This window comes from Vibrio sp. R12-SG2-ISO1, from assembly GCF_059834045.1.
Genome location: NZ_JCBDGO010000008.1, coordinates 394,947 through 421,235, shown reverse-complemented (window position 1 = coordinate 421,235; position 26,289 = coordinate 394,947). Strand labels below are relative to the sequence as shown.

Sequence of the window (26,289 nt, the reverse complement as noted above, 5' to 3'; positions counted from 1 at the left end):
CGGATTGCACTCTTCAGGATGAAGAGAGATTGGCCAGGATGGACAATTGCGCAGGATGCTAGGATAGCCGTACGGACACGGTTTCGCTGATAGGACATTAGCGATCAAGGAACGAAATGGACCCCTCTAGGATGAGGCAGGACAGCATCAGGAAGATGCCAAGGACACCGCTCAAGGAACAAGTGATGAGCGCTAACGGGGAAGGTTAGCACAAAGGACAAACAGGACACCGCTAGGATGGCGAAGTAGGAAGAGACTGACGGATCACAGTCACTATTAAGGAAGATGCATGGAGCACCTTTTGTAGCCGGACTGCTGCGAGTAAGACTATAGCCCCGATACGTAAGTATCGGGGCTTTTCTTATTCCATGCTTTTTCCTATCGATGCTTTTGCCTACGGACGTTAGTCTAGCGGCCCTACGTGTTTAATCCTTAGTGCGTCTACAGGCGATGTGGCTCTAACCAGATATCACGCAGGTGAAACCCTTGCATGGTGATCTTTCCTTGATAACAGTCGTCACCAAGCGACGAAAATTCAAATAGGTAAATAGTATGCCAACGCCACTGACCCTGTGGCGTTTTTAGTTTGTGTCCATCTAGCGCCACACTTAAGAGCTGTAAGCCTAATTGGTCGCACTTACGTATGGCGATTGCTTTGGCGATCTCGGCCTGACGACGATGTTGCCAAAAAATAAAACAGCCAAAGCTCAGTGCTAGGATGGCCAGTAAGTTGTCAATCATACGCCCTCTTTTCTACTCGGCTTTGGTCGCTTTCTGAAGGTTCAGCAGCGCTTGAGCCAGCTCAGGGGAGGGGCTGGTGTGGAGCAACGGCAGCAGGACCATACGCAGCTCAGGGAGCATCACCAGATCGGCAAACAGCTGATTAAAGAGTGTTTGATTACCGGTTTGCGCCAGTCGCAGCAAGAACTGCTCTGCGATGTCTTGATCTGACAGCCAGTGCCAGCAGCGGCCAGCTATAGCGATGAGCACTTCTTGATGACTGAGCAGCGGCGAGGCTAAGAGGGTTTGAACCAAGCGGTGACTCAGTTGATGGTGACTGCCGGATAAGGCGCGAGTCAGTGCAGAGAGCAAAAACAGATCCGGCGTTTTGGCCTCCATCTCCTTGTGCGCCATTTCACTGAGTCGCTCGGCTAATTTGCTGGGTAGTGGTGACGTATGTTCGAGCACCCCAAGCAGAGCATACAGGGGCTGGCTAGGCAGCGATGTGAGGGACTTACGTATATGCACGCCATTTTGGTCACGTCCTAGACGTGCGCACATATCACTGATGCCTTGAAGCCCGACAGTCTGCCACTGTTCAAAGCCTAATCCACCTTTGAAATAGTGTTGCGCGTGTTCATAGTACTGACTACAAGGAAGGTCGAGTTCGGCGCGAATTTGACTATGGAAAACCGCCATCTTGTCATCGCTGGGTTTGAACGTATAGGGGTTGTTGGATAGCTTCTGTTGCTGCTCCTCACTCATCTCTTGATTTAAGCGTGAGCCCATCGCCTCGATGACGTATTTAATAAATTGGCCAATGTCCGCTTGTTGAAACAAGCCACGCTCATCCAACTTGAATTTTAAAAACCAAATCCAAGGTTGCTTGTGTTCATTCCAATAGGCGATCGCGAGGTGTGCTTTACGTTGAAGTGGGTAAGGGTAGGGTTTCTGTCCTTGTTCCACATCAGAAAATGTCTGAGCATCAATGACGCTGATGCGACGGCCTAAATCGAAGACACGGTAGTCGCAATGGCTATTTTTCAGCAGGTCAGTGAGTGAGTGAATGGTATCCATCGATGAATTGTCCTAACTTTCTTTCCTCTATAAATGGTACTCTTATCATTAATTTCAAGGTTTCACGTTTAGGTTTATGACACAGCAACAACAATTGCTCACCTTGTTTGCGTCTATTCAAGCGCAACTGCAAGCATTACAACTTTGGCAACATACTCGACCTGATGAGTCACAACTTGAGAGCGCACAGCCCTTTGCGATGGATAAGCTTGCTCCTGAAGCTTGGCTTCAATGGATCTTTGTCGACAAAATGACCGCGATGATCGAGAACGGTGAGCCTCTTCCGAGCGGTTTTGCTATCGCGCCCTATTTTGAGCAGTGTTGGCAGTCAAACAGCGACTATCAGCCGTTGCTTGAACTGATAAGGCAGGTAGATGAGGTGTGTCAATGACGCTAGAGATTCTTTACCAAGATGCGTATTTTGTCGCGGTCAATAAGCCCGCGGGTATGTTGGTGCACCGCAGCTGGCTAGACAAGCACGAAACGCAATTTGTGATGCAGACGCTTCGCGATCAAATTGGTCAGCATGTATTTCCTCTTCATCGCTTAGATAGGCCAACATCGGGCGTGCTGATCTTTGCGTTGTCCAGTGAAGTGGCAGCAGAGGCGATGCCGATGTTCGCTGAACATCAAATGGAGAAAACGTACCATGCCGTTGTGCGCGGTTGGATTCATGAGGCGGCTCGCCTCGACTACGCGCTTAAGTTAGAGTTGGATAAAATCGCCGACAAGTTCGCGAGCCAAGAAAAGGAAGCGCAAGAGGCCATTACCGATTATCGTCCACTGGCAACAGCGGAGGTGCCTTATTCCACAGGACCGTTCCCTACGTCTCGCTACGCGTTAATGGAGTTAAAGCCTCTTACCGGTCGCAAGCACCAGCTTAGACGCCATATGGCCCACCTGAGGCACCCTATCGTCGGTGATACTACACATGGTGATGGTAAGCATAATCGATTATTTCGTGACGTCTTTGATGCACACAGGTTGATGCTGCATGCCTCGCGGTTGAGTTTTGTTCATCCTTATACCCAAGAGCCCATCACCATCGTTGCGCCAGTCGATGAGTGTTGGCTGAGGATCATGGCGTCGATGTCTTGGCCGCTCGAACGTTTAACGGATTGATGAGAACACAAACGCAAAGAGCGCAGACTGGGTCTGCGCTCTTTTATGACTTGAATTGTTATGGCTTGAATTGTTAGGGCAAGTGCGTGAAATGGTAAAGTACGCGCTTAGCAAGCAAGATAATCGCGAATCGCGCGCTCTATGCCCTTTGCATCTAGGCCAAGCTCTTGATGCAACTCTTCTTGTGTACCTTGAGCAATAAACTCATCCGGTAAACCCAGGTTAAGCACAGGTTTGAGTAGCTTATTCTTCATCATGAACTCAATCACGCCTGCACCTGCGCCGCCCGCAATCGCGTTTTCTTCAATGGTAACCAGCACATCGTGTTGCGCTGCCAGTTCACGAATCAGAGCTTCATCAAGCGGTTTAACAAAGCGCATGTCAGCAACTGTGGCATCTAGGCCCTCAGCCGCCTCGAGTGCGTTCGCAAGGAAGGTACCAAAACTCAAGATAGCGACACTCGGGCCCTCTTGAGAGTGGCGAGATTGACGAACCACTCGCCCTTTACCGATCTCCAGTGCCGTGAACTCGGTTTCAATCTCAACGCCCATGCCGCTGCCTCTCGGATAACGAACGGCACTAGGACCTTGATGCTGATGGCCGGTGTAAAGCATTTGTCGGCATTCATTCTCATCGCTCGGCGCCATGATGACCATATTCGGAATGCAACGCATAAAGCTTAAGTCAAACGCCCCTTGATGAGTCTGACCGTCAGCGCCCACCAGACCGGCGCGATCGATGGCAAACATGACGGGCAAATCCATGATCGCGACGTCATGAATCAGTTGATCGTAACCGCGCTGCAAGAAGGTCGAGTAGATCGCGACGATAGGGTGATTGCCCGCAATCGCCATGCCCGTTGCTAGGGTCACAGCATGCTGCTCTGCGATCGCAACGTCGAAATACTGTTTGGGGAACTCTTTAGAGAAGCGCACCATACCAGAGCCTTCGCGCATCGCTGGCGTGATGGCCATCAATTTCGGGTCGATGGCTGCCATGTCACACAGGAAGTCACCGAAGATTTTTGAGAATGTCGGCTTACCTCCGCTGCTTTTTGGCAGCGAGCTGTGGCTTGGATCAAATTTAGGCACACCGTGATAACCGATGGGATCTTTTTCTGCGGGTTCATAACCTTTGCCTTTTTTGGTCATGATATGCAAAAACTGTGGCCCACTGAGTTCACGCATGTTTTTCAGTGTTTTCACTAGTTCATTGACGTCATGGCCGTCAACAGGGCCAATGTAGTTAAAGCCCAGCTCCTCAAACAGAGTCCCTGGTACCACCATGCCTTTTAGATGCTCTTCGGTACGACGAACCAGCTCTTTAATTGGCGGCACGCCAGAGAGGACTTTTTTGCCCCCTTCACGAATCGAGGTGTACAAGCTGCCAGACAGCACTTGCGCAAGGTGGTTGTTAAGTGCACCAACGTTTTCTGAAATGGACATTTCATTGTCGTTGAGGATCACCAGCATGTCAGGGTGAACGTCACCGGCGTGGTTCATCGCTTCAAATGCCATACCTGCGGTGATGGCACCATCACCAATCACGCTAACGACTTTGCGATCTTTCCCTTCACGCCCAGCGCTGATCGCCATGCCCAGCGCAGCACTGATCGATGTGGATGAGTGTCCGACAGAGAGGGTGTCATACTCACTCTCTTCACGCCAAGGAAAGGGGTGCAGACCGTCTTTTTGACGAATAGTTGGCATTTGCTCACGGCGACCCGTCAGAATCTTGTGCGGGTAAGCTTGATGACCGACGTCCCAAATCAACTTGTCAAATGGCGTATTGTAGACATAGTGTAAAGCGACCGTGAGTTCCACCGTACCAAGGCCTGAGGCAAGGTGACCACTCGATTGGCTCACCGAGTTGAGTAAGTAGGTGCGTAGCTCGTCACACAACGCTGGCAGCACATCTTTCGGCAGCGAGCGTAGCTCCTGCGGCGTGTCAGCCAGTGCAAGTGTCGGATACTTTGAAATATCAAGAGTCATAGTTATGCGCGCTTATAGTGTTAGTTCTTGCGCTCGATGACATATCGGGCGAACTCTTCCAGTAATTCTGTATTGTAGGGGATCGCTTCCAATGCTTGAAGCGCCTCATTAAACAGAGTGTGAGCTTTGTTGATGGCTCCCTCTAATCCTAGCAAAGCGGGATAGGTACTTTTGTTGAGCGCTTGGTCTGAGCCTTGCGGTTTGCCAAGCGTTTGCGTGTCACTGATGATGTCCAAAATGTCATCTTGGACTTGAAACGCCAGCCCAATGGCATCGGCGTAACGATCAAGATGTGGCAGTACCTCGACCCCTCGTTCACCGGCGGCGAGGGCGCCAAGACGAATTGCAGACTTCATCAGTGCCCCCGTCTTATTCCGATGGATGGTTTCGAGCTCCTCAAGAGACACGGCGCGGTTTTCCGCTGCTAAATCCAACGCTTGACCTAAACACATACCATTGGCGCCCGAGGCATTCGCTAACTCCTGTACCATCTTTATACGCAGACTTTCGGCCTCAGGGTGCAATGGGCCTTGCGCCAAAATGGTAAAGGCGAGCGTTTGCAATGCGTCTCCCGTGAGCACAGCGGTCGCTTCGTCGAACTTAATGTGGCAAGTTGGTTGGCCACGGCGAAGCTCATCGTCATCCATCGCGGGTAGGTCGTCATGAATCAAGGAATAAGCGTGGATGCATTCCACCGCCGCTGCGGGCGTGTCCAATGATTCCAACTCACATCCGAGCATCTGGCCGGTGATGTACACTAAAAAAGGTCGCGCGCGTTTTCCACCGAGCAGTAAGCCATAGCGCATGGCCTCCAGTAGCGGAAGATGCTGGTGTGGGTAGCGATCGAGCCAAGCTTGCAGCTGAGCATTATTGCGCTGTTGAAGAGAGGTTAAGGCCTCAATCATAGGAGAATCTTCTAAAACCGTTATTCAGGCTGGGCATCAAAATCAACGAGCGGCGCGTCATCGTCATTACGAAGTAGCAGGCTGACACGTTGTTCTGCATCGCTCAATTTAGCTTGACCAGCACGAGCAAGAGTGATGCCGCGTTCGAATTTCTTTAATGCGTCGTCGAGCGATAAATCGCCATTCTCTAAATTTGCAACAATTGTATCCAGTTCTTCAATTGTTGCCTCGAATGTCATATTTTCGGGTTTCTTGCTCGCCATAACTTTTCTACATTTGTAAAGATGGACGAAAGTTACCTTAGCCGCCAATGATGGTCAAATTTAACCGAGTAAATTTGTCAGAAAAATCGAGCTTGCGCGGTGGCTCCGGTCAAGCAAAGATGGATGTTGTGACGCGAAACTTATAAAAAACTAAAGATCTGAACATGTTGCCGATATAATTTGGTAGAAGCTTGGAGTTAGCATGAGGAGTGCTTTGTGGATTTAGCAACGCTTTTGGGATTGCTTGGCGGATTTGCCTTCGTCATCATGGCAATGATACTTGGCGGAAGCATCATGATGTTTATCGATGTCACATCGATATTGATCGTGGTCGGCGGTTCGACCTTTGTTGTACTGATGAAGTTTACCATGGGGCAATTCTTTGGCGCGGCGAAGATTGCTGGCAAAGCCTTCATGTTCAAGGTAGACGAGCCAGAAGATCTCATCGCTAAAGTGGTTGAAATGGCTGACGCTGCTCGTAAAGGTGGCTTCCTTGCACTCGAAGAGATGGAAATCACCAACAGTTTCATGCAAAAGGGCATCGACTTATTGGTCGACGGTCATGACGCCGATGTCGTGCGCGCCGCGTTACAAAAAGACATCTCCTTGACGGACGAACGACATGAATTCGGTACCAGCGTATTTCGCGCCTTTGGTGACGTAGCGCCGGCGATGGGCATGATTGGTACCTTGGTCGGTCTGGTGGCGATGCTGTCGAACATGGACGATCCCAAAGCGATCGGTCCTGCTATGGCGGTGGCGTTGTTGACAACGCTGTACGGGGCGATCTTGTCTAACATGGTGTTCTTCCCAATTGCCGACAAACTTTCCCTGCGCCGAGAACAAGAGAAGTTAAACCGTCGCTTGATCATGGATGGCGTACTGGCTATTCAAGACGGTCAAAACCCTCGTGTTATCGACAGCTATCTGAAAAATTACCTCAATGAAGGTAAGCGTGCCCTTGACGTCGATAACGAGTAAGGAATAAAGATGGACGACGAGAACGATTGCAAATGTCCGCCACCTGGCTTGCCCTTGTGGATGGGGACGTTTGCCGACTTGATGTCGCTGCTCATGTGTTTCTTCGTACTACTGTTGTCATTCTCTGAAATGGACGTACTGAAGTTCAAACAGATCGCGGGATCAATGAAGTTTGCGTTTGGTGTGCAAAACCGCTTGGAAGTGAAAGACATCCCGAAGGGGACCAGTATCATTGCTCAAGAGTTCAGACCGGGTCGACCTGAACCAACGCCGATTGACGTCATCATGCAGCAAACCATCGACATCACTCAGCAAACACTGGAGTTTCATGAAGGCGAGTCCGATCGCGCCGGGGGAACCCAACGTGACAAAGGCAAGCTGACTGGCGGTAAATCGCCCGATACGTCAACGCAAGATAACCAGAACTCTGAGTCAGACAACGAACAACAGCAATCGGCAGAGAAGTCACAAGAGCTTGAAACCTTGATGGAAAGCATCAAGAAAGCGCTAGAACGTGAAATTGAGCAAGGGGCGATTGAGGTAGAAAACCTCGGTCAACAAATCGATATCCGAATTCGTGAAAAAGGTGCCTTCCCCGAAGGTTCTGCCTTCTTGCAGCCTAAGTTCCGTCCTTTAGTGCGCCAGATAGCGGATCTTGTTAAAGACATTCCTGGTGTGGTGCGCGTCTCTGGCCATACGGACAACCAAAGGTTGGATTCGGAGCTCTACCGTTCGAACTGGGATCTCTCCGCTCAGCGTGCGGTATCAGTGGCACAGGAAATGGAGCGAGTGAGAGGGTTTGACCATAGCCGTTTAGAAGTGCGTGGTATGGCGGATACTCAGCCGCTCGGACCTAATGACACCGAAGCGCAGCGCTCACGCAATCGCCGAGTTGAAATCAGCATCTTGCAAGGGGAAGCCCTGCTCAGCGATGAAGTGCCTGTACTGGACAACTAAGCTAAAGCAAAAGTAAGCAAAAGTAGTCAGGGCAAAAACAGTTAGGATAAAAGCGCGATTCGAGAGGCGGAAACTTAGCGTCATCGAGAATGGTCAAAAGGCGAGCGATGGCTCGTCTTTTTTATGCGCACTCATTCGTGTATAATCCTGCGCCCTTAGCCAGCGCAACGCGTTAAGGCTAACCTCTATTTATGTGCGAAACAGAACTTGTGAAGTGAACTATGAAATTTATCGTTAAGCCCCATCCAGAAATCTTCGTAAAAAGTGAATCGGTGCGCAAGCGCTTCACCAAGATTCTAGAGTGTAATATTCGCAACATTATCAAAAGCCGAACGGAGTCTGTAGCGGTATTTAACCGTCGTGATCACATCGAAGTGACCTCCGAGTCTGATAAGTACTACAACGAAACCATCGAAGTGTTGACGCACACGCCGGGCATTCATCATGTCTTAGAGGTTAAGCAGTCAGAGTTTAAAGATTTGCACGACATCTACGAGCAAGTGCTAGAACTTAATCGCCCCAACATTGAAGGTAAGACGTTCGTGGTGCGCGCAAAGCGTCGTGGCAAGCATGATTTCAGCTCTATCGAACTGGAACGCTATGTCGGTGGTGGCCTTAACCAAGCGGTGGAAAGTGCCAGCGTTAAGCTGCAAAACCCAGATGTGACAGTCAAGGTTGAAGTCGCAGGCGACAAACTTAACCAAGTCATCGCACGCCACAAAGGCTTGGGCGGCTTCCCACTAGGGACGCAAGAAGATGTGCTGAGTCTGATTTCAGGTGGTTTTGACTCAGGTGTTTCTAGCTACCTGCACATCAAGCGTGGCTCAAAAGTGCATTACTGCTTCTTTAACTTGGGCGGTCCGGCGCATGAAATCGGCGTTAAACAAGTCTCTTACTACTTGTGGAATAAATACGGATCGTCGGCCAAAGTGCGCTTTATTTCGGTCGATTTTGAACCTGTGGTCGCAGAGATCTTGGAAAAGGTCGACGATGGTCAAATGGGCGTGGTGCTAAAGCGTATGTTTATGCGCGCAGCCGGTATGATTGCTGAGAAGTTTGGTATTCAGGCCTTGGTCACAGGTGAGGCGCTTGGCCAAGTATCAAGCCAAACCTTAACCAACCTGCGTCATATTGACGGCGTGACCGATACCTTGATTCTTCGTCCGCTGATCAACTGGGACAAAGAAGACATCATCAACCTAGCGCGTAACATCGGCACCGAAGATTTCGCTAAGACCATGCCAGAATATTGTGGGGTGATCTCTAAAAAGCCAACCGTCAAAGCGGTGAAAGGCAAGCTAGAAGCGGAAGAGGCCAACTTCAACTTTGATATTCTTGAGCAAGTGGTGCGCGAAGCGCGTCAAATGGATATCCGAGATATTGCGAAAGAGACAGAGCAAGCGGCGCCTGAAGTTGAGCAAGTTCAAGCGGTGGAAGAGCACGCAGTGGTTTTGGATATTCGTAGTCCAGAAGAGGAAGACGATAAGCCATTAGAAATAGAGGGTGTCGAGGTTAAGCACATCCCGTTCTACAAGCTAGCCACGCAATTTGGCGATCTCGATCAGTCTCACACGTATCTGCTTTACTGTGAGCGTGGGGTGATGAGTCGCTTACAAGCGCTATATCTGCAAGAGCAAGGCTTTAGTAACATCAAAGTCTATCGCCCATAGTGGTTTTTTAACCCCTATAAACGCGCAGCCTGAGTTGTCTCACGCTGCGCGTTTTTGTTTGACTGGGTAAGTGAGCAGATAAGGAAGCGTTAAGCCGTTATTGTCTGAAGAACACGAATACAGGGCATAAAAAAACACCGCCATAAGGCGGTGCTAAAAAATTTGACAGACAGGTCAAAATAAATACAGGAAGTATGCGCTTTGATAGTTATCAAAGCGGGTAGAATACTACCGAACTCGAAATTCGAGTTTGCAAACACAACATCGCAACAAGAAGCCAATTGATACCGAAATATCAAGCCGTTCAGGCTCTTGGTGCGGTGAGAAATATAGAATTTCTCTAGTCGTCAGGCAATGGACAATTTATAATGTTTCAGATTAAAAAAACTAATCCATATAGAGGCGACCCTAATGTCCAGAAGATTGCCCCCTTTGAACTCATTAAAAGTGTTCGAGGCCGCCGCACGTCATTTGAGCTTTACCCGTGCTGCCGAAGAGTTGTTTGTGACTCAAGCGGCAGTGAGCCACCAGATTAAAGCGCTGGAAGAGTTTCTCGGCTTGAAACTGTTTCGTCGCCGAAATCGCTCGTTACTGCTCACCGAGGAAGGTCAAAGTTATTTCCTTGATATCAAAGATATCTTCTCTTCACTGGCCGAAGCGACAGATAAAGTTCTGGAAAGAAGTGAGAAAGGTGCCCTAACTATCAGCTTACCGCCGAGCTTTGCGATCCAATGGCTTGTTCCAAGACTGGCGGACTTTAACCAGCAAGAGCCAGATATCGACGTGCGTATTAAAGCCGTTGATATGGACGAGGGGTCTCTGACCGATGATGTCGATGTGGCTATTTACTACGGGCGCGGTAATTGGCCCGGGCTTCGAGCAGACAAACTTTACCAAGAATTTTTAATCCCACTTTGTTCCCCGTCGTTACTTTTAGGTAACAAACCATTAGAAACATTAAGTGACCTCAAGCAGCATACTCTGCTTCACGATACCTCGCGCAAAGATTGGAAGCAGTTTGCGAAAGAGCATGACATTGAAGGCGTCAACGTCAACCATGGCCCCATCTTTAGCCACTCAACCATGGTGCTGCAGGCGGCTGCTCACGGCCAAGGGGTCGCCTTGGGTAACAACGTGCTTGCCCAGCCAGAGTTGGAGGCAGGACGCTTAATTGCCCCATTCGATGAGGTATTGGTCTCCAAGAACGCCTTTTATGTGGTCTGCCATGAGAAGCAGGCGGATATGGGTCGTATTGCCACTTTCCGTGATTGGATGCTGGCCAAGGCGCACAAAGAACAAGAGGTATTGCTGGATGAATAATCGACGTATTGACGGCCACAGCCATGATCTTGTGTTTATTTTTGCTCATGGCGCGGGGGCGGGAATGGATCATGCGTTCATGGATGCCGTCGCCAAGGGGCTCGCGAGTCACGGTATTCAAGTGATTCGTTTTAATTTTCCCTATATGGAAAAGTGCGAACAAGATGGCAAGCGCCGCCCGCCAGACAGAGCGCCCAAGTTACTGGAAGCCTATCAACAGGTACTTGAGCAACATGCCGCTTCCCCTGTGGTGATCGGCGGTAAGTCGATGGGAGGACGCATGGCGAGTTTATTGGCTGATGACGATAAGGTGCGCGCGGTGGCATGTTTGGGGTTTCCTTTTCACCCGCCGGGCAAGCCAGAGAACTTTAAGGGCGACCACCTAAGCACTATCCACAAACCCACCTTGATTTTGCAAGGTGAGCGTGATGCGTTCGGCTCAAAAGATGAGTGCGTGAATTTCTCTTTGTCGTCATGTACCGAGCTTGTGTTCATTCCAGATGGCGATCATAGCTTTAAACCTCGCAAACGCTCTGGGCATACTGAGCAAAGGAATATCGCCTTAGCGGTCGAGAAGTTGGCCGAGTTTATTCAAGGAGTCTACAGTGAAAAGTAACCACTTACTTGCCTTGGGGGGCACGTTTTCCGGTCTTGGTGTCGCGTTAGGAGCCTTTGCTGCTCATGGTTTAAAAGCCATGCTGCCGCCTTATCTTCTGGAGGTGTTCCAAACCGGCGTCCATTATCAGTTCCTCCACGCTATCGCGATCATGCTCTGCGCGCTTTTCCTTCGGTTGACGTCATTTTCCGCGGGAGAAAAAAATTTCGCACGTGCGGCAATTTGCTTTATCATCGGCATCTTTTGTTTTAGCGGCAGCTTATACGCACTCGCGATCACGGGCATCAAATGGTTTGGCCCGATCACTCCGTTCGGTGGAGTGATGTTTTTGATTGGTTGGGCGCTGTTTGTTGTCGCCGCACTGCAAAGTAACGAGGTGAATCAGTGAAACAGTTAATGCTCTATTGCCGTTCTGGGTTTGAGAAAGAGTGTGCCGGAGAAATTCAAGATCGCGCCACCCAGTTGGAAGTGTATGGTTTCCCTCGCCTGAAAAAGAATTCGGGATACGTGCTGTTTGAATGCTATCAAGAGGGCGATGCCGAGAAGTTGGTCAAAGAGCTCGACTTTAAGTCGCTCATTTTTGCCCGTCAGATGTTTGCGGTGGCGGTAGAGGTTGACCAACTGCCTCGTGAAGATCGTATCACGCCGATTTTGCAATTTCTGGCTGAGGTCGAAGGTTTTCCTCGTTGCGGCGATATCCGAATTGAGACGCCAGACACCAATGAGGCCAAAGAGCTACTCAAGTTCTGCCGAAAATTTACCGTACCGATGCGCCAAGCGATGCGCGGCAAAGGCATTCTTTTCGATAGAGAGAGCCCGAAGAAGCCAGTCTTGCACCTCTGCTTTGTAGCGCCGGGGCACTGTTTTGTTGGCTACTCGTTACCTAGCAACAACTCCCAATTCTTTATGGGCATCCCGCGTCTTAAGTTCCCTGCTGATGCGCCTAGTCGTTCGACGTTGAAGCTTGAAGAAGCGTTCCATGTCTTTATCCCAAAAGAAGAGTGGGACGAGCGTCTTGCCTCTGGCATGTGGGGTGTGGACTTAGGTGCGTGTCCGGGCGGTTGGACCTATCAACTGGTCAAGCGTTCGATGTTTGTCCATGCGGTTGATAACGGCATGATGGCGGACAGCTTGATGGAAACAGGGCAGGTGAAACACCATCAAGAAGATGGTTTTAAGTTCGAACCCGCGCGTAAAAACGTCACTTGGCTCGTGTGTGATATGATTGAAAAACCGTCACGTGTGGCGCAATTGATGGGCGAATGGATCATCAGTGGTTGGGCGAAAGAGGCGATCTTCAATTTAAAGTTGCCGATGAAAGGGCGTTACGATGAAGTGTTGGAAGATATTGAAAACTTGAAGATTTTCCTGATTGAAAACAAGGTAAAATTCAAGCTGCAAGCTAAGCACTTGTATCATGATCGAGAAGAGATCACCGTACACGTCCAGTGTTTATCGAACATCTCGCCGCACTAAGCTAACCGATAAAGGTCAAGTTACAGCCCTGCATTGTCAGGGCTGTTTTTTTATCCTTGTTCGGGCGGTGAATAGCGCAAATCTTGTAAGTTGAATCCAAGCTCGATATCGGTTTTCAGCGCGGCAACTTGGCGGCACAGTTTGGCTTGCTCAATATGCTCGTCCAATTTTTTACGATATTTGGGCGCTAAACTCTCGCTGGCGTAGGCCTCATCGATGTTGGCAAATTGGGTCAGGATCTCTTTGGCGGCTTTCGGGCCAATGCCCGGAACCCCAGTCACTTGGCTTGAGCTAATGCCAGCCAATCCCCAGTAGTCGGCCAATTGCTCGGGTTTGACACCAAATTCTTGTTCGATAAATGGCGCGTCCAACCAACGATGCTGAAAATAGTCGCGAATTTGCAAGGTGGGAGAGAGCAATTGGCAATAGCCTTTATCGGTGGAAATGATGGTCACTTTTTCTCCGTGACTCGCGACCTTCATCGCCAGTGTAGCGACCAAATCGTCCGCTTCATCCCCTTCAGATAACAGCGAATCCACCCCCAATTGCCACCATGCTTCTTGAATGCTCTCTAGGCCCTCTTGCAGTGGTTCGGGCATCGGTTTGCGGTTTTGTTTGTATTCAGGTAACAGTTCGGCGCGCCAGCCTCGCTCTTGCAGGTGATGATCAAACACCGCAATGATGTGGGTGGGTTGGCTTTCGTTGATGATGCGACTTAAAGTGCGCGAGGTGGTTTGAGCGGTACGTGCGATGTCTGACGCATCAGGCTGCGCTGAGTGGACTCGGCGAATCAAATTGAGGGCATCGATGATCACAAGGTGTATAGACATAACAGCGTTACCAAAACGGCATAAAATAAGGGCTCTAAGGCCCTTATTGTAATGATTGAGTGATAGATTGCTAGGCGGTCTTAATCCGATAGCACGGTTCGTAGGCACTGCCTCCGGGCAGTTTCATCCGGTCTTGGCTGACAAAGTCTTTTAATAGTCTGTCCATCTTTTTCATCAGCTCACTATCGCCATCGAGTTCGAACGGGCCGTGGCGTTCAATCTCACGAATACCTTCTGCCTTAACATTACCCGCCACAATACCCGAGAACGCTTGACGCAGAGAAGCGGCGAGGTTTTCAGGTCGTTGATTGAGGTGCAAATCCAAACTTGCCATGTTGTCGTGGGTCGGTTCAAAGGGCAGTTGGAACTCAGGCTCAATTTTAAGTGACCAGTTGTAGCTGTATGCATCGCCGGTTTCTTTACGATGAGCACGCACTTCACTCATTCCATGTTTCATGATTTGCGCCACACGCGCGGGATCATCAATCACGATTTCGTAGTGTTGTTGTGCAGCTTTACCTAGCGTGGCACCGATAAACTGGTCAATGGAGCGGAAGTACTCTTCACTCTCTTTTGGCCCGGTCAGTACGATGGGCAGCGGCTGATCGGCGTTTTCTGGGTGCATCATAATGCCTAACACGTAAAGCAGCTCTTCCGCTGTGCCCGCGCCGCCGGGGAAAATCACAATGCCGTGCGCCATACGCACAAAGGCTTCGAGGCGCTTTTCAATGTCCGGCATGATGACCAGTTCATTGACGATCGGGTTTGGCGGCTCAGCAGCAATGATCGATGGCTCAGTGAGGCCAAGATAACGCTGCTCGTAGTAGCGCTGTTTGGCATGACCGATCGCAGCCCCCTTCATTGGGCCTTCCATCGCACCAGGACCACAGCCGGTACAGATGTTCATTTCACGCAGACCCAGCTCGTTACCCACTTCGCGCGTGTACTGGTACTCCGTCGCATTGATAGAATGGCCGCCCCAACAGACGACTAAGTTAGGCTCAAGCCCAGGGATTAGGGCTCCGGCGTTACGCAAAATGGCAAACACCAAGTTGGTAATGTGGCTGGCATTGGTCAGGTTTAGACGTTGATTGTCCGCTAAGTGCATGTTGACATAGACAATGTCGCGCAGCACAGAGAAGAGATGCTCCTGAATACCTTTGATGATTTCCCCGTCAACAAAGGCGTGCTCTGGTGCATTGATGAGTTCGAGTTTGATGCCTCGCTCACGGCGTAAAACATTGACATCAAAGGATTTGTATTTGTCGAGTAGCTCTTTTGAGTTGTCCGTGTGGCTGCCGGAGTTAAGCACCGCCAGCGTGCAGTTGCGATACAGTTGGTAGAGATCACTCGAGGCCGTTTTTTTAAGGCGCTCAACTTCAAGTTGAGACAGTAAGTCCATACTACCGGCTGGGCTGATATGTGTGATCATGAAGTCTCCTTAACCAGAATTGTTTCATGCGGTGATTTATTATTGTTAGTGCTCAGTGGAAAATGGAGAGGGAGTGAATAACTGAGTTACTACTAGCTTAGCATGCTTTAACAGATAATAAAGGCTAAGTATTTGATATGTTTATATCAAGCTGAGAAATGAAGGGAGGGTTATTTCCAAACCAGTTGGCTTTTGCCGACGGATTTCGCTTCTTTCAGTGAAAGGTTTAGGCGTTCGAGCACTTCTTCTGGGGTATCGGACTCTTTGAAGGAGGTACTGGCTGCCGACAAGGTGATGGAGAGGTTTTGGTCGCGGAATTTGAATGGCAGCTTCGAGACCTGAGACTGAACAGTTTGGATGAGCTTAAAGCTGGCGTTGTCATCGGATTCAGGCAGTAAAATGATGAACTCTTCGCCTGAGAAACGGGCGACCGTATCAGTGCTATTCAACTGGCTCTTAATGGTGCGTGCAATGATCTTGAGTGCTTTGTCGCCCGCAGAATACCCAAAGCTGTCATTGATGACTTTAAAACCATCAATATCAAACATCACCACGCGAAGATTATGTTGCGCGCGAATCCAGCGGCGATATTCAAGCTCTAAACGATCGTTAAAGGCGGTGCGGTTGTAGACCTTGGTCAGTGGGTCAAGCAACATGCGCTGCGCTTGATCTTCAAGTCGACGACGGTAATCTTGTGTCACTTCGAACAGCGCTTCCAACTGATTATTGCCATATTCCATCCGCTCGATGAGGGCTTGCTCACGCTGCTCCGCTAAGTGTAACCGTTCGGTTAATGCATTGAGCTGACTCAACAGTGGATTGAGATCTTGCTTGAGATCATCGAGCGACTGCGCGTTGTTGACCTTAGATTGAGTGCTGCCCAGTAACTCGGAGAGCTCGATGTTCATCTCTTTGCGCTGCTCAAAGTAGCTTTCTGACTGCTGCGTATTTTGCGCGCTACTTTTGAGTGTCGTCGCGAGAGAAGCGTTCACTTGCTCTAAAAACTGCTCAGAGGTCTTGCGCTCATACTTGGTGCCTTCGATGACCAGCTTGAGCGTTTGTAAGGTGAGCTCAAGCAGTACATGTGAAGAGACACCAATCAGCAGTTTGGCACGGATATCCGCTAAGAGATCCCCTGACTCGCCCTCAAAATCCAATTCAGTGATGAGGTGTTGCAGTTCATCCGAAAGGCGCAAAAGCAGTTCGCGATCCGAGCTGTTGGCGATTTGATTGATGGAAGTGTCAGGATTGGAAGTAATGATTTTGATGGAGCGTTCGTAGAGGCCAAGTAGAGTCAAAGCTTGTTCTGCTTTAGGCCGCTCAATGCCGTTGGAATAACTGAGTAAATCGCGCAGATCACGCTTAATCTTGGCAGGCAAACCCGTCAGGCGTAGCAGGGTTTCACCGCTTGCTTTGATTTTCGAGTCTAAATTGTCGCTCTGTTTGTCCATCGCTATGCTCTGCTGTTTAAGCAGGCGTTCAAGAACGGCGAGCTTCGGTATCATGGTAGTGACATCTTGCTGCTGTTCTAAGGCTCGACGCAGTTCTATCAAGCCATCTTGAAGCCTAGGGTTCTCATAAGTATAGGCGCTACTTAGGGACGCGACGATTCGCTTCAATACCTTTTGTTCTCGTTGAAACTTGAACGAGGTATCTCTGTGATTCAATCGGACTTGTTCCAATTGAGATTTCAGATTGTACAGCTGTGACTGAAGATCTTGCTCAAGAACGCCCATGAAAATCTAAACTTAAGACGGATAGGAAAAGCCTAACCTTAATAACGAATTTAACGATAATATCAAAATAAATCCGCCCGTCACGACATACCGACGTCGTTTGCCCAGGTTTTACTCATCTTTTAATAGTTTTTTGATACTGTCCTCATTCTTGAACGATGAATGGACCTTTATTAACCCTTGATTAATGGAATGTTTACACGCTTTACGTATGTTACCAGTTGCAAGGCTCGCCGCCGGAGCATTCTCAATCGCCTTGAGGTAAACCCATTGACTGCTGTGTTCTTTCATACTTAAGGTACGCGCCGTGCTGGTGGACATCAACAACACATCAATCAACTCTTTATCATTCACGGCCGTATAAGCCCTTGGTAGGAAGGGGTAATCCGCCATACCAATTCGTACGATGCGGTTAAGCGAGCGTTGAGGCTCAAACTCACAGATCCACTGCTGAATGCGTTCAAACAGTCGCTCAGGATCTCGGTTCTCTTCGCTGGCTGGCTCAATGTAGAGGAGGTTGGCATCGGAAAAGTGATATATACGCGCCGGAGATTCAATACGGCTGTGCAGATAATCACCAAAGGCTTTTTCCAGTTTTAACCCCTCTGCGTAGCCGTGTTGCAAATACATGTTACGTAGGAAGGGGACATCAATCATTACGAAGCGCAGACGGTCATTGAGTGGCTCATGAATCAGCTCGCCAACATGCCACTTCTCAAATTTATGACTGCTCTCTTCCAATGATGCCGGTAGTTTCGCGTTCAACATGCGTAAGTTTTTCAAGCCAGAACGTGAATGGGTGTAGATCAGCTCGTTGAGCAGATCCAACTCCTCACGTTGAACATTGATGACATGCCCTCGACGTATTAAGAAGATAAACAGCAGCGCGCACACCACAAACAGCGTCACTGTGATTTTCTGAAATTTGAGGTACTCGGCGTGGGTTTCAATCAGCTCTTCTTTTTGGCCCGCTAGATGAAGCGATTGCTCGACGAACTCTTTTTGTTGGCGAAACGCGTCTTCGCTTATGATGTCGAGTTGCTGCTGCTCAATAATGGATAGGGAGTTAAATTGTTTCAGAAACTCTAACGCCTCTTTGTATTCCCCACTCAGTTCATAGCCGTAGTAGAGCAGTTGGAACGCGTGTTTACGGATGGTGATGTCATTAAGCGATTCACCGATAGCGAGCGCTTTGAAGGCGCGATCCAACACCACTTTTGCGAGCTTTTGATGGCGAGCCAAACCGGCTTCAAGCAACAGAGCGTGTGCCTTTAGACGTGGGGTATCTGTGTACTGCAACAGATCTTGCGCGCGCTCTAAATATTGCTCTGCCAGTGGGTAGTTGACCAAATTTAGGTAAGTGGTCGCGAGCGAGAGACGAATGTCGATGACACTTTCGATATTGGTGCGCATCTTCTCATGGTCCATGGCGTTGAAGTAGTGCACTAACGCCAAGTTATATTTCCCTTGCTGGTAGTAGATATCGCCCATACGTTTGAGCAAGGGGGCTAATCGAGGGGATGAGTCAAAGTTGTCATAAAAATCCGCTGCTTGGGAGAGGTGGTCCGCCGCTTTATCCAGCACTCGGCGCTCAAAAAAGAGTTGTCCCAGCACTTGGTTGACCTCTGCCAATTGTTGCCCTGAGTCTACTTCAATCGCTTTCCAATAACTGGCAAGAAGCTCGGAGAGCGCTTGGTTGTACTGTTTATGCGCGAGTAAGTGCTGTCCATAGGTGGTGTGAAAGCGGATAAACGTACGGTCAGAATTGGAGTTGTCCACATACTCTCTACTTTGCAGGTAGAGTTGATTGGCGAGATCTAATTGCCCTTCCTGTGACGCTATCGCGGCGCGTAACATGGCTGTGCGGTATTGCAATCCGCGCGCAAATTGCTGTGGGTTGGCGATTTGACTGATTTCTTGCTCGACCAGCTCGAGCCCTTCACGGGCGGCGGCGCCATCAGCGCTGATTTGCCAACGCAGTTGAATTTCATCAATACGCACGTCAAGCAGCAGATAGGGGAGCTGGTATTTTGCCGCTAATTCTTCCGCTTGCTCAAGGTGCAGGAGCGCGTTTCTTGGGTTGTGCAGGTTGTATTCGGCTTTTGACAGAATTCGCAGAGCGTCAATGGTGCTGCCTGGAGAGCGAGTGCGGCTCTCAGAATCGTCACGGGATAAAGCGTTCGGGCTTTGCTCCGTCTGACCAATTAAATCACGCTGCTCTAAGAAATTTTGCACCAACTGACGAGCTTGCGCTGGCACGACATCCACCACGCCGCTGGCCTCGTTCAACACGGCGGATGAATAGATCGTGTTGGCCCATAACGGGCGAGAGATCAGCAAAACAAACGCAAAGACAATCGAGCGCCAGCGAAGTGAAATCATGGTGGTAGCTATCCTTGTTGACCAAATTAAGAGGAGCGAATGTTATTGGCGCGCCATGCGTTGGTTGTGCAACGGTTCTGGGTATTGATTCGAGCGATATGGGTTGATATCAAGACCACCACGGCGTGTGTAACGGGCATAGACCGTGAGCTTCTCTGGTTGGCAGTAGGTCATGATGTCGGTAAAGATTCGTTCCACACACTGCTCGTGAAACTCATTGTGCTCACGGAAAGAGACAAGGTAACGCAGCAGCGCTTCGCGATCGATTTGCTTGCCCTGGTACTGAATCTCGACGCTGCCCCAATCAGGTTGATTGGTGATCAAGCAGTTCGATTTCAATAGATGGCTGTGGAGGCTCTCTTCCACGTATTCCGCTAGCGTGGCATTTTTCAGCAGGCTCGCATCAAAGTCGTAATGGGTGATTTCAATGTCTTGGTGATCGATACACTCGCCATTCATGGTCACAATCACGCTGTCGGTATAGTCCTCAACGCTGTGCAGGGTGACGGACACGGTTTCACCTGCGCAGGCCGAGAGATCGCGGGTCAACGTGCGTTCGACCTCATCCCAACTGTCGAAGCGGGATTGGTTAAGGCTGTTAAGGTAGAGCTTGAACGACTTCGACTCAATCAAGTTGGCGCTAGTGGCAGGGATGGCGACGTCACCAATCGCGACTTGAGGCAGTCCTTTACTGTTTAGCCATGAGAGCTCATACAAAGTCCAAAGATCGCAGCCCATAAATGGCAAGGTGTCACCCAGCTGAAGATCGTCGCGGTTGAGGCTGCGCGGGACCGGTTGAAGCAAGCTTGGGTCGTACTGGTTGGCGTAGTCGGTTTTTTGTCCAAGGGTTAGGCCAGCCAGCTCTTTGGCATCAGAATATTTGCTCATACTTTTGTTCATTTTCCATTAGAATGGCGAGAATTTTACGCAATCCCGCCCCTAAAAGCGAACATTGATGTTGGAGATTTGAATGCAAGATATCGCAGCTGAGGCGTTACTCTCGTTGAGTGACCGCTACCGCCAAGCCTACCTTGACCGTCAAGGTCATTTGCCGAAAAGCGCAGAGTTGGCGGACTTGGTCTCACCCTGTGTTGTACACAAGGATGAGGACGCAGTCTGGTGGCAAGCTCAGCCGAGAGAGCGTCAAGCGGATTTTTCCAACGTTGAACAAGCGATTGAGCTGACCCTTCACGATGACATCAAAATCTTTTACGGTATTCAATACAGCGCCGATATGGACGTGACCTGGCAAGGCAATGACTTGACGCTCTTGCAAGTGTGGAGTGATGACGACTTTGAGCGCCTGCAAGAGAACATTCTGGGGCATTTGGTTACCCAGCGTCGTTTAAAACTCAAACCTACGGTGTTTATCGGAGCGACAGAGGCGGAGCTCGATGTGGTCTCGATCTGCAATTTGACGGGGAACGTGATTCTTGAGCGCCTCGGCACGGCAAAGCGAGACGTCCTCGCGCCAAGTATTGATGAATTTCTTTCCCAGTTAGAGCCGGTGGTATCAAGCGATGTACGTGGTTGAGTTACAGTTTGAGTGCTTTGATAACACCACCATCAGTGCGGTCGACAAAGCCATTAACGGTTTGATGGATGCGCTACGTTACAACGGTCAGGTGCTCGGCAGAGAGTTCCCTATTGTGATGGGCGATGGCGAATTTTTTGTCCGTGTCGTTTGCCCTGAGAAAGAGAGCTTACACCCAAGACATCATTCCGACTTTGTCAAAGTGTGTCTCAAGCGCCTAGCTGAGGCGGCGCTGCTGGCCCCAAAAATGCGTTTGTTGGGCCGAGATATGAACTCGGAAGAGGCCGCCGATGACAGTACGCCAAGCTGGCAGGTACTCTACACCACGTATGTGCATACTTGCTCGCCGCTTCGTAGTGGCGATACCTTGCTGCCTATCCCTTTGTATCGCAATGGCCCAACGCTCAATGGCGATCATAAAGCGGTGATCAAATGGCAGACGGAATGGCAAGCGTGCGATGAGCTGCAAATGGCCGGTGCGTGCCGCGCCGAACATGCGGCCTTGCATGAGATTGGTGACGTGGACAGCGTGCTATTCAAGCGTGGCTGGGATTTGCGCGGCCGGATTGAGTACATCACGCAAATCCCCACTTACTACTATCAGTATCGCGTCGGAGGCGAGAGCCTAGCGACCGAGCAGGCTAGGTTGTGCCCCAAGTGTGGTGGCGACTGGCGCTTAGACGAGCCGCTTCATGATGTGTTTCATTTTAAATGCGACGAGTGCAGATTGGTCTCAAACATGTCGTGGGATCATATCAAATAGATAGCTGGGCTAAACCGACTTGGCTGATACGCGGAGGTGGCTCCGCGTAATGCTCAGAATAGGAGAGGTAACTTAGTCTTTTTTCTGCGGGTGAGTGGTGCTGCTACTGGCACTATTATTGGTCATTGGGTCGCTGCCCTCTGGCGTGCTTTTCTCGCTTTCTTCGAGTAGCTCTTTGAGTAGCGCTTCATCACTGCGGCGCTCTTGCTCTGTATCTGTTGGCTGCGTTTTGCTAGTCGGTTTGAGTTTCAAGTAGGAGACATAGCGCAATGCCGCGATGTTACCGACCATAAAACAGACGACCAGAATGATGATAAACCAAGGGTTAGTGAACAGTTCCATTGCAAGCCTACGCGCTAATATTGGTGATAAATTGAGTATACAGCGTATCGATGTTTGAGATCAGGTACTCTTTTCCCAGTAGCTCGGGATCGTGCCACTGCTCAGTCAGCAAGGCTGGGGTGAGGTGGCTAAGGCAAGTCTCTGCGGTAGCGCGGTGACTGATGTGCCAAGGCTCGGGAGCGACACCGCCACGATCGGTGTGATAGGGAAAGAAAAAACCGTAGTCTTGCAGAGTGTGACTAAGCCACAGATAGAAAGGTTGCTGGTGACCGGTGTGATATTCCCAAGGTTCCAGTTTTAGAGAAGTATGCCGAGGAAGTAAGTTACGTGCATACACGTCGAAATCCGTACCCCAATGATGACGGCTCGCGCCTGGCACCGCAGACCAGCGCATGATGGCATGGATACGCTCTGCAATGGTGAGCGATTGAGCGTCGAGCGGACGGCTGTGGCTGTCGAGCACGGCAGCCTCTCCGCTCATTTTTCGATTCCAAATCGCTTTTTGCCGATCATAATCCCGAAAACCGCTCGCAACGCACAGGTCAAATCCAGCCTCAAGCGCCGCTTCTCTTAACGTCAGCAATGCGTGTGTGGCGTTCGGGTGCACCAGAAACGCTTTTTCTCCCACCCACACCTCTTTTAGGTGATCGGAGGCTTTGCCGGTCAGTTGCGAGGGCGTCATGGCTACACCAACAGATTTTCGAGCGTTTTCTGGTACATCAATGTCAGCTTTTCAAGATCATCGACTTTTACACACTCATTCACTTTGTGGATGGTTGCGTTGACCGGACCAAGCTCAACCACTTGCCCTCCCATTCGGGCAATAAATCGGCCGTCTGAGGTGCCGCCCGTCGTGAGGAGTTGCGGTTTCGTTTGGTTGACCGCATCCACCGCATCCACAACAGCGTCAAGTAGCGCACCGGTATCGGTTAGGAACGGGTCACCATTGAATGTCCATTTCAGATCGTAGTCGAGTTGGTGCTTGTCTAATGTGTCGTGGACGCGTTTGACGATGGTGTCGTTATTGAGCTCGGTACTAAAACGCAAGTTAAACTGAACGTTGAACTCCCCCGGGATGACGTTAGAAGCTCCGGTACCTGCGTGCACATTGGGGATCTGAAAGCTGGTGGGTGGGAAATAATCGTTCCCTTGGTCCCACTCTGTCGTGGCCAGTTCATGAATGGCGAGCAGCGACTCATGCACTGGGTTTTTGGCAAGATGCGGGTAGGCAACGTGGCCTTGAATACCTTTAACGGTCAAATCGCCGGTGATGGAGCCACGACGACCATTTTTCACTACGTCGCCAACGATGTCTGTGCTGGATGGTTCGCCAACGATACACATATCAATGTGCTCATTGCGTGCCATTAAGGTTTCAACCACGCGCACTGTGCCATTGATGAAGGGGCCTTCTTCGTCTGAGGTAATCAAAAAACCAATCGACCCCTTATGATCAGGATGCTCAGCTATAAACTGCTCCACCGCTATAATCATACTGGCCAGTGAGCCTTTCATGTCCGCTGCACCGCGACCAAATAAGACGCCATCTTTGATGGTCGGCTCAAAAGGGGGCGTCTGCCACTGTTCTATCTTACCCGCAGGCACGACGTCGGTGTGGCCTGCAAAGGCAAACAGCGGCGCATCAGTTCCTCGTCTTGCCCAGAAGTTGGTGGTGTCTTCAAATACCATTACTTCGATGTCAAACCCCAAGGCTTTTAAGCGTTCAATCATTACATCTTGGCAGCCGGCATCTTCTGGGGTCACCGACTGGCGGCTAATTAAATCTTTTGCGAGAGCCAATGTTGGGCTATCTGTCATCCTTGAGTTCCTTAATTATTCATTTCAATACAATGTGGGTGATGCAATATGAGGGATTCTACGAAAAAATCGCTGTGTACTGGTCTGCTTTGAAACCAAGGTGGAGCGTACCGTCGACATCGAGAATCGGACGTTTGATCATCGCTGGCATCTCAACGAGCAGCGACACGGCCGTTTCTTTGTCTAAAGTGACTTTTTGCTCATCGCTGAGTTGGCGGTATGTGGTGCCGCGTTTGTTGAGCACATGCTGCCAGTCAAGCTGTTGGCAAAAGCGCTCGACGAGCTCCGTTTCTATACCTTGTTTGCGATAGTCATGAAATTGGTACTCAATGCCTTGTTGTTCCAACCATTTTTTGGCTTTTTTGATCGTATCGCAGTTAGGAATTCCGTACATAGTGATGGTCATGACTTACCTTTTTATGACTGTTTTTATTGTTTTCGCATCGTAGCAGGAACTGAGCAACGAGACAAAAGTGTGATCGATATATTTCATTGAGCAAAAAAAATGTGTTGCAACGAATTTCGATTGTCGAGTTATTGATCAAACGCAACACATCGCCAGGCAAAACAGAAATAATGACCATAGAAATCTTTAGGAGGTTATCAATGGAGTTGAGTCCTGTGTTTGCAAGACGCCTATATCTTGCACTGCTCGTTGAAAATTTAGAAAGGCCCAATGTCCCCAAGCTGATTGAACAGACGGGGTGGCCACGCCGCACCATACAAGATGTGATCAAAGCGTTGCCCGGTATCGGTATTGAATTGATGTTTGTTCAAGATGGACGCCGCCATAATGACGGCTATTACCAGCTTTCAGACTGGGGTCCGTTTGACAGCCAGTGGGTGATTGAGCGCCGCTCAGACATCGCAGCCAGTTTGGGCTTTAAAGCTTAGCCAGTGAATTGAACCCACTCGGGGCACCGCTCATACTAGGTACTCGTTTACGGACACAAATAGGCGTTGCCCATGAGTGTAAATGAGGTCACGAAATCTTGCGGAGAAACCATATACACCGTGTTTGCGCCTAGTGCGTGAGCACGGTTTTTGATGTCATTGGTTGCACCTTGGATCATCACATCGTTGGCAAAGAACCAGTAGCTGTACCAATGGCCTTCACTGCCGGTCACTTCACCAAGGAACTGACATCGCAGAGGATCAAAGGTGGCATCTTGGCGAAGATGAACGTGCTGCGCCGCAGGGTTGAGGCTCATGCTCGGTGACGCGCACCCTACCAATGTAAGTCCGCAAAAGGTGAGCGCGCAAAAGGTAAGTAAAGCGCTATGTTTATTGGCTAACGACATAAGCAATAAATCCTATCCAACTGATGATAAGTAGCCCCCAAGGGAGCCAAGTGTTGGTCTTTGAGCGAGAAGGAACCGATTGTGGTTCAGGGGAAAGCGCCACTTCCTGTGTCGGCGCGGTTTTGGCTTTCTGATTTTTCTTACGAGCCTTATCCGCTTGGCGAGCTTTCTCTTTTTGCTGCTTTTTATACAATGCGATGCCTTTCTCGATCCCTTGAGCAATAAGTTTGGTTTGCTCTTTGGTCTGCCCCGGCTTTTGCGTTGCTTTTGCGATGGCTAGCGCGTCTTGCTTGGTTTCAGGTGAAGGGGAAGGGCTGGTTTTCATGGCGGTCTTCATTGAGAAAGTAAACAAAGGCTTATCATAGCACGCCGCTTTGGCTTGTGGGGGCTTGCGGGTCGCAAAGTGGCGGCTTTTACTTTACAGTGTGGGTTAGTCGTCTTAGAAAATGAATAACGTCGTGCGTTACGCCATCGAACACTATGATCAACACGGTTTTTTAAAAGCGCCAAAATGGCTATGGCTAGGGTGGTTTTTTCTTGCTCGCGCTTGGATTGTCTTCGTCGTCGCTGGCGCCAGTCGAGAGTCCGGAAGTGAGATACTGACTATCGTGTACCCTAATCAAACGGGGCTCTATCTTGGGTTACTGATGGGGTTGCCGACGATTGCGTTGATGTGGCTTTATGGTTTGCGCAGTCCCGAGCGCACTTGGCTCACTCGTGTGTTGTATTACGGTCGCCCGCTCACCTTAGTCATTGCGGTTGCTCAGTGGTTGCAGTGGGCTTACCAGGTATACTTGCATCAAGGCGCCTTCAGTTGGACACAGGGTGGCATCGGGTTATTGCTGACTTGGCTCATTATCTATCTAATTCACAGTCGCAGTGTGAAAGATTGCTTTCAGCTTGGCGTCGAAAATGAGTCAACCAAGTCATCTACGTAAAAGCATCTACGTAAAAGGCATCTACGTAAATCGTGCATTCACCGTTAAAGAAGAATTGAACAGATACTGATCTCCCAACGTACTGGGATAAAGAACAATAAATACGTGAGGTTAT

29 protein-coding genes are annotated in these 26,289 nt (G+C 49.8%); 13 read left to right on the top strand and 16 right to left on the bottom strand.

Annotation, left to right across the window (positions count from 1 at the left end; genetic code table 11):
• Positions 1–441 precede the first annotated feature (441 nt).
• Together AC6R10_RS07320 and AC6R10_RS07315 are read right to left on the bottom strand one after the other, a co-directional pair.
• On the bottom strand, positions 442–741 hold the full coding sequence (locus tag AC6R10_RS07320) for a DUF3301 domain-containing protein (protein ID WP_334555208.1): 300 nt from the start codon (positions 739–741) through the stop codon (positions 442–444).
• A 12-nt stretch (positions 742–753) separates the two neighbouring features.
• Positions 754–1,797 carry a DUF3549 family protein gene (locus AC6R10_RS07315; RefSeq protein ID WP_500671884.1) on the bottom strand — a complete coding sequence of 348 codons (1,044 nt, stop codon included), beginning with the start codon at positions 1,795–1,797 and terminating at the stop codon, positions 754–756.
• A 76-nt stretch (positions 1,798–1,873) separates the two neighbouring features.
• Here AC6R10_RS07315 and AC6R10_RS07310 point away from each other — a divergent pair, with 76 nt between their 5' ends.
• Positions 1,874–2,188, top strand: a complete 315-nt coding sequence (locus AC6R10_RS07310; RefSeq protein ID WP_500671883.1) for a YqcC family protein — start codon at positions 1,874–1,876, stop codon at positions 2,186–2,188.
• Entirely contained in the window at positions 2,185–2,919 is a 735-nt protein-coding gene (truC, locus tag AC6R10_RS07305) for a tRNA pseudouridine(65) synthase TruC (RefSeq protein WP_500671882.1), read from the top strand. The genes AC6R10_RS07310 and truC overlap by 4 nt, the downstream gene beginning before the upstream one ends.
• Positions 2,920–3,026: 107 nt before the next feature.
• Here the strand turns inward: truC and dxs are convergent, their stop codons facing one another.
• The 3 genes from dxs to xseB are packed head-to-tail and all read right to left on the bottom strand — an operon-like array spanning position 3,027 to position 6,078.
• Positions 3,027–4,910: a 1-deoxy-D-xylulose-5-phosphate synthase gene (dxs, locus tag AC6R10_RS07300; protein ID WP_487902607.1), complete on the bottom strand. Its 1,884-nt coding sequence runs from the start codon at positions 4,908–4,910 to the stop codon at positions 3,027–3,029.
• 20 nt (positions 4,911–4,930) lie between these two features.
• Positions 4,931–5,815, bottom strand: coding sequence for a (2E,6E)-farnesyl diphosphate synthase (gene ispA / locus AC6R10_RS07295; RefSeq protein ID WP_500671881.1), 885 nt, complete (start codon positions 5,813–5,815; stop codon positions 4,931–4,933).
• A gap of 20 nt (positions 5,816–5,835) precedes the next feature.
• Entirely contained in the window at positions 5,836–6,078 is a 243-nt protein-coding gene (gene xseB, locus AC6R10_RS07290) for an exodeoxyribonuclease VII small subunit (RefSeq protein WP_500625971.1), read from the bottom strand.
• Positions 6,079–6,294: 216 nt separating this feature from the next.
• Between xseB and pomA the strand changes: the two genes are divergently transcribed.
• The 7 genes from pomA (at position 6,295) to rlmM (ending at position 13,098) form a co-directional block, all read left to right on the top strand.
• Positions 6,295–7,059, top strand: a complete 765-nt coding sequence (pomA, locus tag AC6R10_RS07285) for a flagellar motor protein PomA (RefSeq protein ID WP_334555215.1) — start codon at positions 6,295–6,297, stop codon at positions 7,057–7,059.
• Positions 7,060–7,068: 9 nt separating this feature from the next.
• Positions 7,069–8,016, top strand: a complete 948-nt coding sequence (locus AC6R10_RS07280; protein WP_500625972.1) for a flagellar motor protein MotB — start codon at positions 7,069–7,071, stop codon at positions 8,014–8,016.
• A 221-nt stretch (positions 8,017–8,237) separates the two neighbouring features.
• Positions 8,238–9,686, top strand: coding sequence for a tRNA uracil 4-sulfurtransferase ThiI (thiI, locus tag AC6R10_RS07275; protein ID WP_500671880.1), 1,449 nt, complete (start codon positions 8,238–8,240; stop codon positions 9,684–9,686).
• Positions 9,687–10,097: 411 nt separating this feature from the next.
• Entirely contained in the window at positions 10,098–11,006 is a 909-nt protein-coding gene (locus AC6R10_RS07270; RefSeq protein ID WP_334555218.1) for a transcriptional regulator GcvA, read from the top strand.
• Complete coding sequence (locus AC6R10_RS07265; RefSeq protein ID WP_500671879.1) at positions 10,999–11,622, top strand: alpha/beta fold hydrolase; 624 nt, start codon at positions 10,999–11,001, stop codon at positions 11,620–11,622. Before AC6R10_RS07270 ends, AC6R10_RS07265 begins: the two co-directional genes overlap by 8 nt.
• On the top strand, positions 11,612–12,010 hold the full coding sequence (locus AC6R10_RS07260; RefSeq protein WP_500625975.1) for a DUF423 domain-containing protein: 399 nt from the start codon (positions 11,612–11,614) through the stop codon (positions 12,008–12,010). The genes AC6R10_RS07265 and AC6R10_RS07260 overlap by 11 nt, the downstream gene beginning before the upstream one ends.
• Positions 12,007–13,098: a 23S rRNA (cytidine(2498)-2'-O)-methyltransferase RlmM gene (gene rlmM / locus AC6R10_RS07255; protein WP_500671878.1), complete on the top strand. Its 1,092-nt coding sequence runs from the start codon at positions 12,007–12,009 to the stop codon at positions 13,096–13,098. The genes AC6R10_RS07260 and rlmM overlap by 4 nt, the downstream gene beginning before the upstream one ends.
• 50 nt (positions 13,099–13,148) lie before the next feature.
• On the opposite strand, the gene xni is transcribed toward rlmM, so the two are convergent.
• The 5 genes from xni to queF form a co-directional block, all read right to left on the bottom strand.
• Positions 13,149–13,928: a flap endonuclease Xni gene (gene xni, locus AC6R10_RS07250; protein WP_334555222.1), complete on the bottom strand. Its 780-nt coding sequence runs from the start codon at positions 13,926–13,928 to the stop codon at positions 13,149–13,151.
• 70 nt (positions 13,929–13,998) lie between these two features.
• On the bottom strand, positions 13,999–15,360 hold the full coding sequence (ppnN, locus tag AC6R10_RS07245; protein WP_500671877.1) for a nucleotide 5'-monophosphate nucleosidase PpnN: 1,362 nt from the start codon (positions 15,358–15,360) through the stop codon (positions 13,999–14,001).
• A gap of 170 nt (positions 15,361–15,530) precedes the next feature.
• Positions 15,531–17,096, bottom strand: a complete 1,566-nt coding sequence (locus AC6R10_RS07240; RefSeq protein ID WP_334555224.1) for a diguanylate cyclase — start codon at positions 17,094–17,096, stop codon at positions 15,531–15,533.
• A gap of 111 nt (positions 17,097–17,207) precedes the next feature.
• On the bottom strand, positions 17,208–19,478 hold the full coding sequence (locus AC6R10_RS07235; protein WP_500671876.1) for a tetratricopeptide repeat protein: 2,271 nt from the start codon (positions 19,476–19,478) through the stop codon (positions 17,208–17,210).
• 42 nt (positions 19,479–19,520) lie between these two features.
• Entirely contained in the window at positions 19,521–20,366 is an 846-nt protein-coding gene (gene queF, locus AC6R10_RS07230; RefSeq protein WP_500671875.1) for an NADPH-dependent 7-cyano-7-deazaguanine reductase QueF, read from the bottom strand.
• Between the two features lie 82 nt (positions 20,367–20,448).
• Here queF and syd point away from each other — a divergent pair, with 82 nt between their 5' ends.
• Positions 20,449–21,012 carry a SecY-interacting protein gene (syd, locus tag AC6R10_RS07225; protein ID WP_500671874.1) on the top strand — a complete coding sequence of 188 codons (564 nt, stop codon included), beginning with the start codon at positions 20,449–20,451 and terminating at the stop codon, positions 21,010–21,012.
• Complete coding sequence (locus tag AC6R10_RS07220) at positions 20,999–21,775, top strand: Zn-ribbon-containing protein (protein WP_500625982.1); 777 nt, start codon at positions 20,999–21,001, stop codon at positions 21,773–21,775. Before syd ends, AC6R10_RS07220 begins: the two co-directional genes overlap by 14 nt.
• A gap of 72 nt (positions 21,776–21,847) precedes the next feature.
• On the opposite strand, the gene AC6R10_RS07215 is transcribed toward AC6R10_RS07220, so the two are convergent.
• The 4 genes from AC6R10_RS07215 to AC6R10_RS07200 are packed head-to-tail and all read right to left on the bottom strand — an operon-like array spanning position 21,848 to position 24,341.
• Positions 21,848–22,117, bottom strand: coding sequence for a DUF2897 family protein (locus AC6R10_RS07215; protein ID WP_500671873.1), 270 nt, complete (start codon positions 22,115–22,117; stop codon positions 21,848–21,850).
• Between the two features lie 7 nt (positions 22,118–22,124).
• Positions 22,125–22,799 carry a M15 family metallopeptidase gene (locus tag AC6R10_RS07210; RefSeq protein WP_500671872.1) on the bottom strand — a complete coding sequence of 225 codons (675 nt, stop codon included), beginning with the start codon at positions 22,797–22,799 and terminating at the stop codon, positions 22,125–22,127.
• 2 nt (positions 22,800–22,801) lie between these two features.
• The gene (gene dapE / locus AC6R10_RS07205; protein ID WP_500671871.1) at positions 22,802–23,935 is read right to left on the bottom strand and encodes a succinyl-diaminopimelate desuccinylase; all 1,134 of its coding nucleotides are present in this window, start codon (positions 23,933–23,935) and stop codon (positions 22,802–22,804) included.
• 58 nt (positions 23,936–23,993) lie between these two features.
• Complete coding sequence (locus tag AC6R10_RS07200; protein ID WP_500671870.1) at positions 23,994–24,341, bottom strand: ArsC family reductase; 348 nt, start codon at positions 24,339–24,341, stop codon at positions 23,994–23,996.
• A gap of 200 nt (positions 24,342–24,541) precedes the next feature.
• On the opposite strand from AC6R10_RS07200, the gene AC6R10_RS07195 reads away from it, so the two are divergent.
• Positions 24,542–24,829, top strand: coding sequence for a winged helix-turn-helix domain-containing protein (locus AC6R10_RS07195; RefSeq protein ID WP_334555233.1), 288 nt, complete (start codon positions 24,542–24,544; stop codon positions 24,827–24,829).
• 47 nt (positions 24,830–24,876) lie between these two features.
• Here AC6R10_RS07195 and AC6R10_RS07190 read toward each other — a convergent pair whose 3' ends face one another.
• Entirely contained in the window at positions 24,877–25,236 is a 360-nt protein-coding gene (locus AC6R10_RS07190; RefSeq protein WP_500671869.1) for a DUF4156 domain-containing protein, read from the bottom strand.
• The gene (locus tag AC6R10_RS07185) at positions 25,220–25,561 is read right to left on the bottom strand and encodes a DUF2956 domain-containing protein (RefSeq protein ID WP_334555234.1); all 342 of its coding nucleotides are present in this window, start codon (positions 25,559–25,561) and stop codon (positions 25,220–25,222) included. Before AC6R10_RS07185 ends, AC6R10_RS07190 begins: the two co-directional genes overlap by 17 nt.
• A 133-nt stretch (positions 25,562–25,694) precedes the next feature.
• Here AC6R10_RS07185 and AC6R10_RS07180 point away from each other — a divergent pair, with 133 nt between their 5' ends.
• Positions 25,695–26,174 carry a DUF2919 domain-containing protein gene (locus tag AC6R10_RS07180; RefSeq protein WP_500672020.1) on the top strand — a complete coding sequence of 160 codons (480 nt, stop codon included), beginning with the start codon at positions 25,695–25,697 and terminating at the stop codon, positions 26,172–26,174.
• The last annotated feature ends 115 nt before the right edge of the window (positions 26,175–26,289 follow it).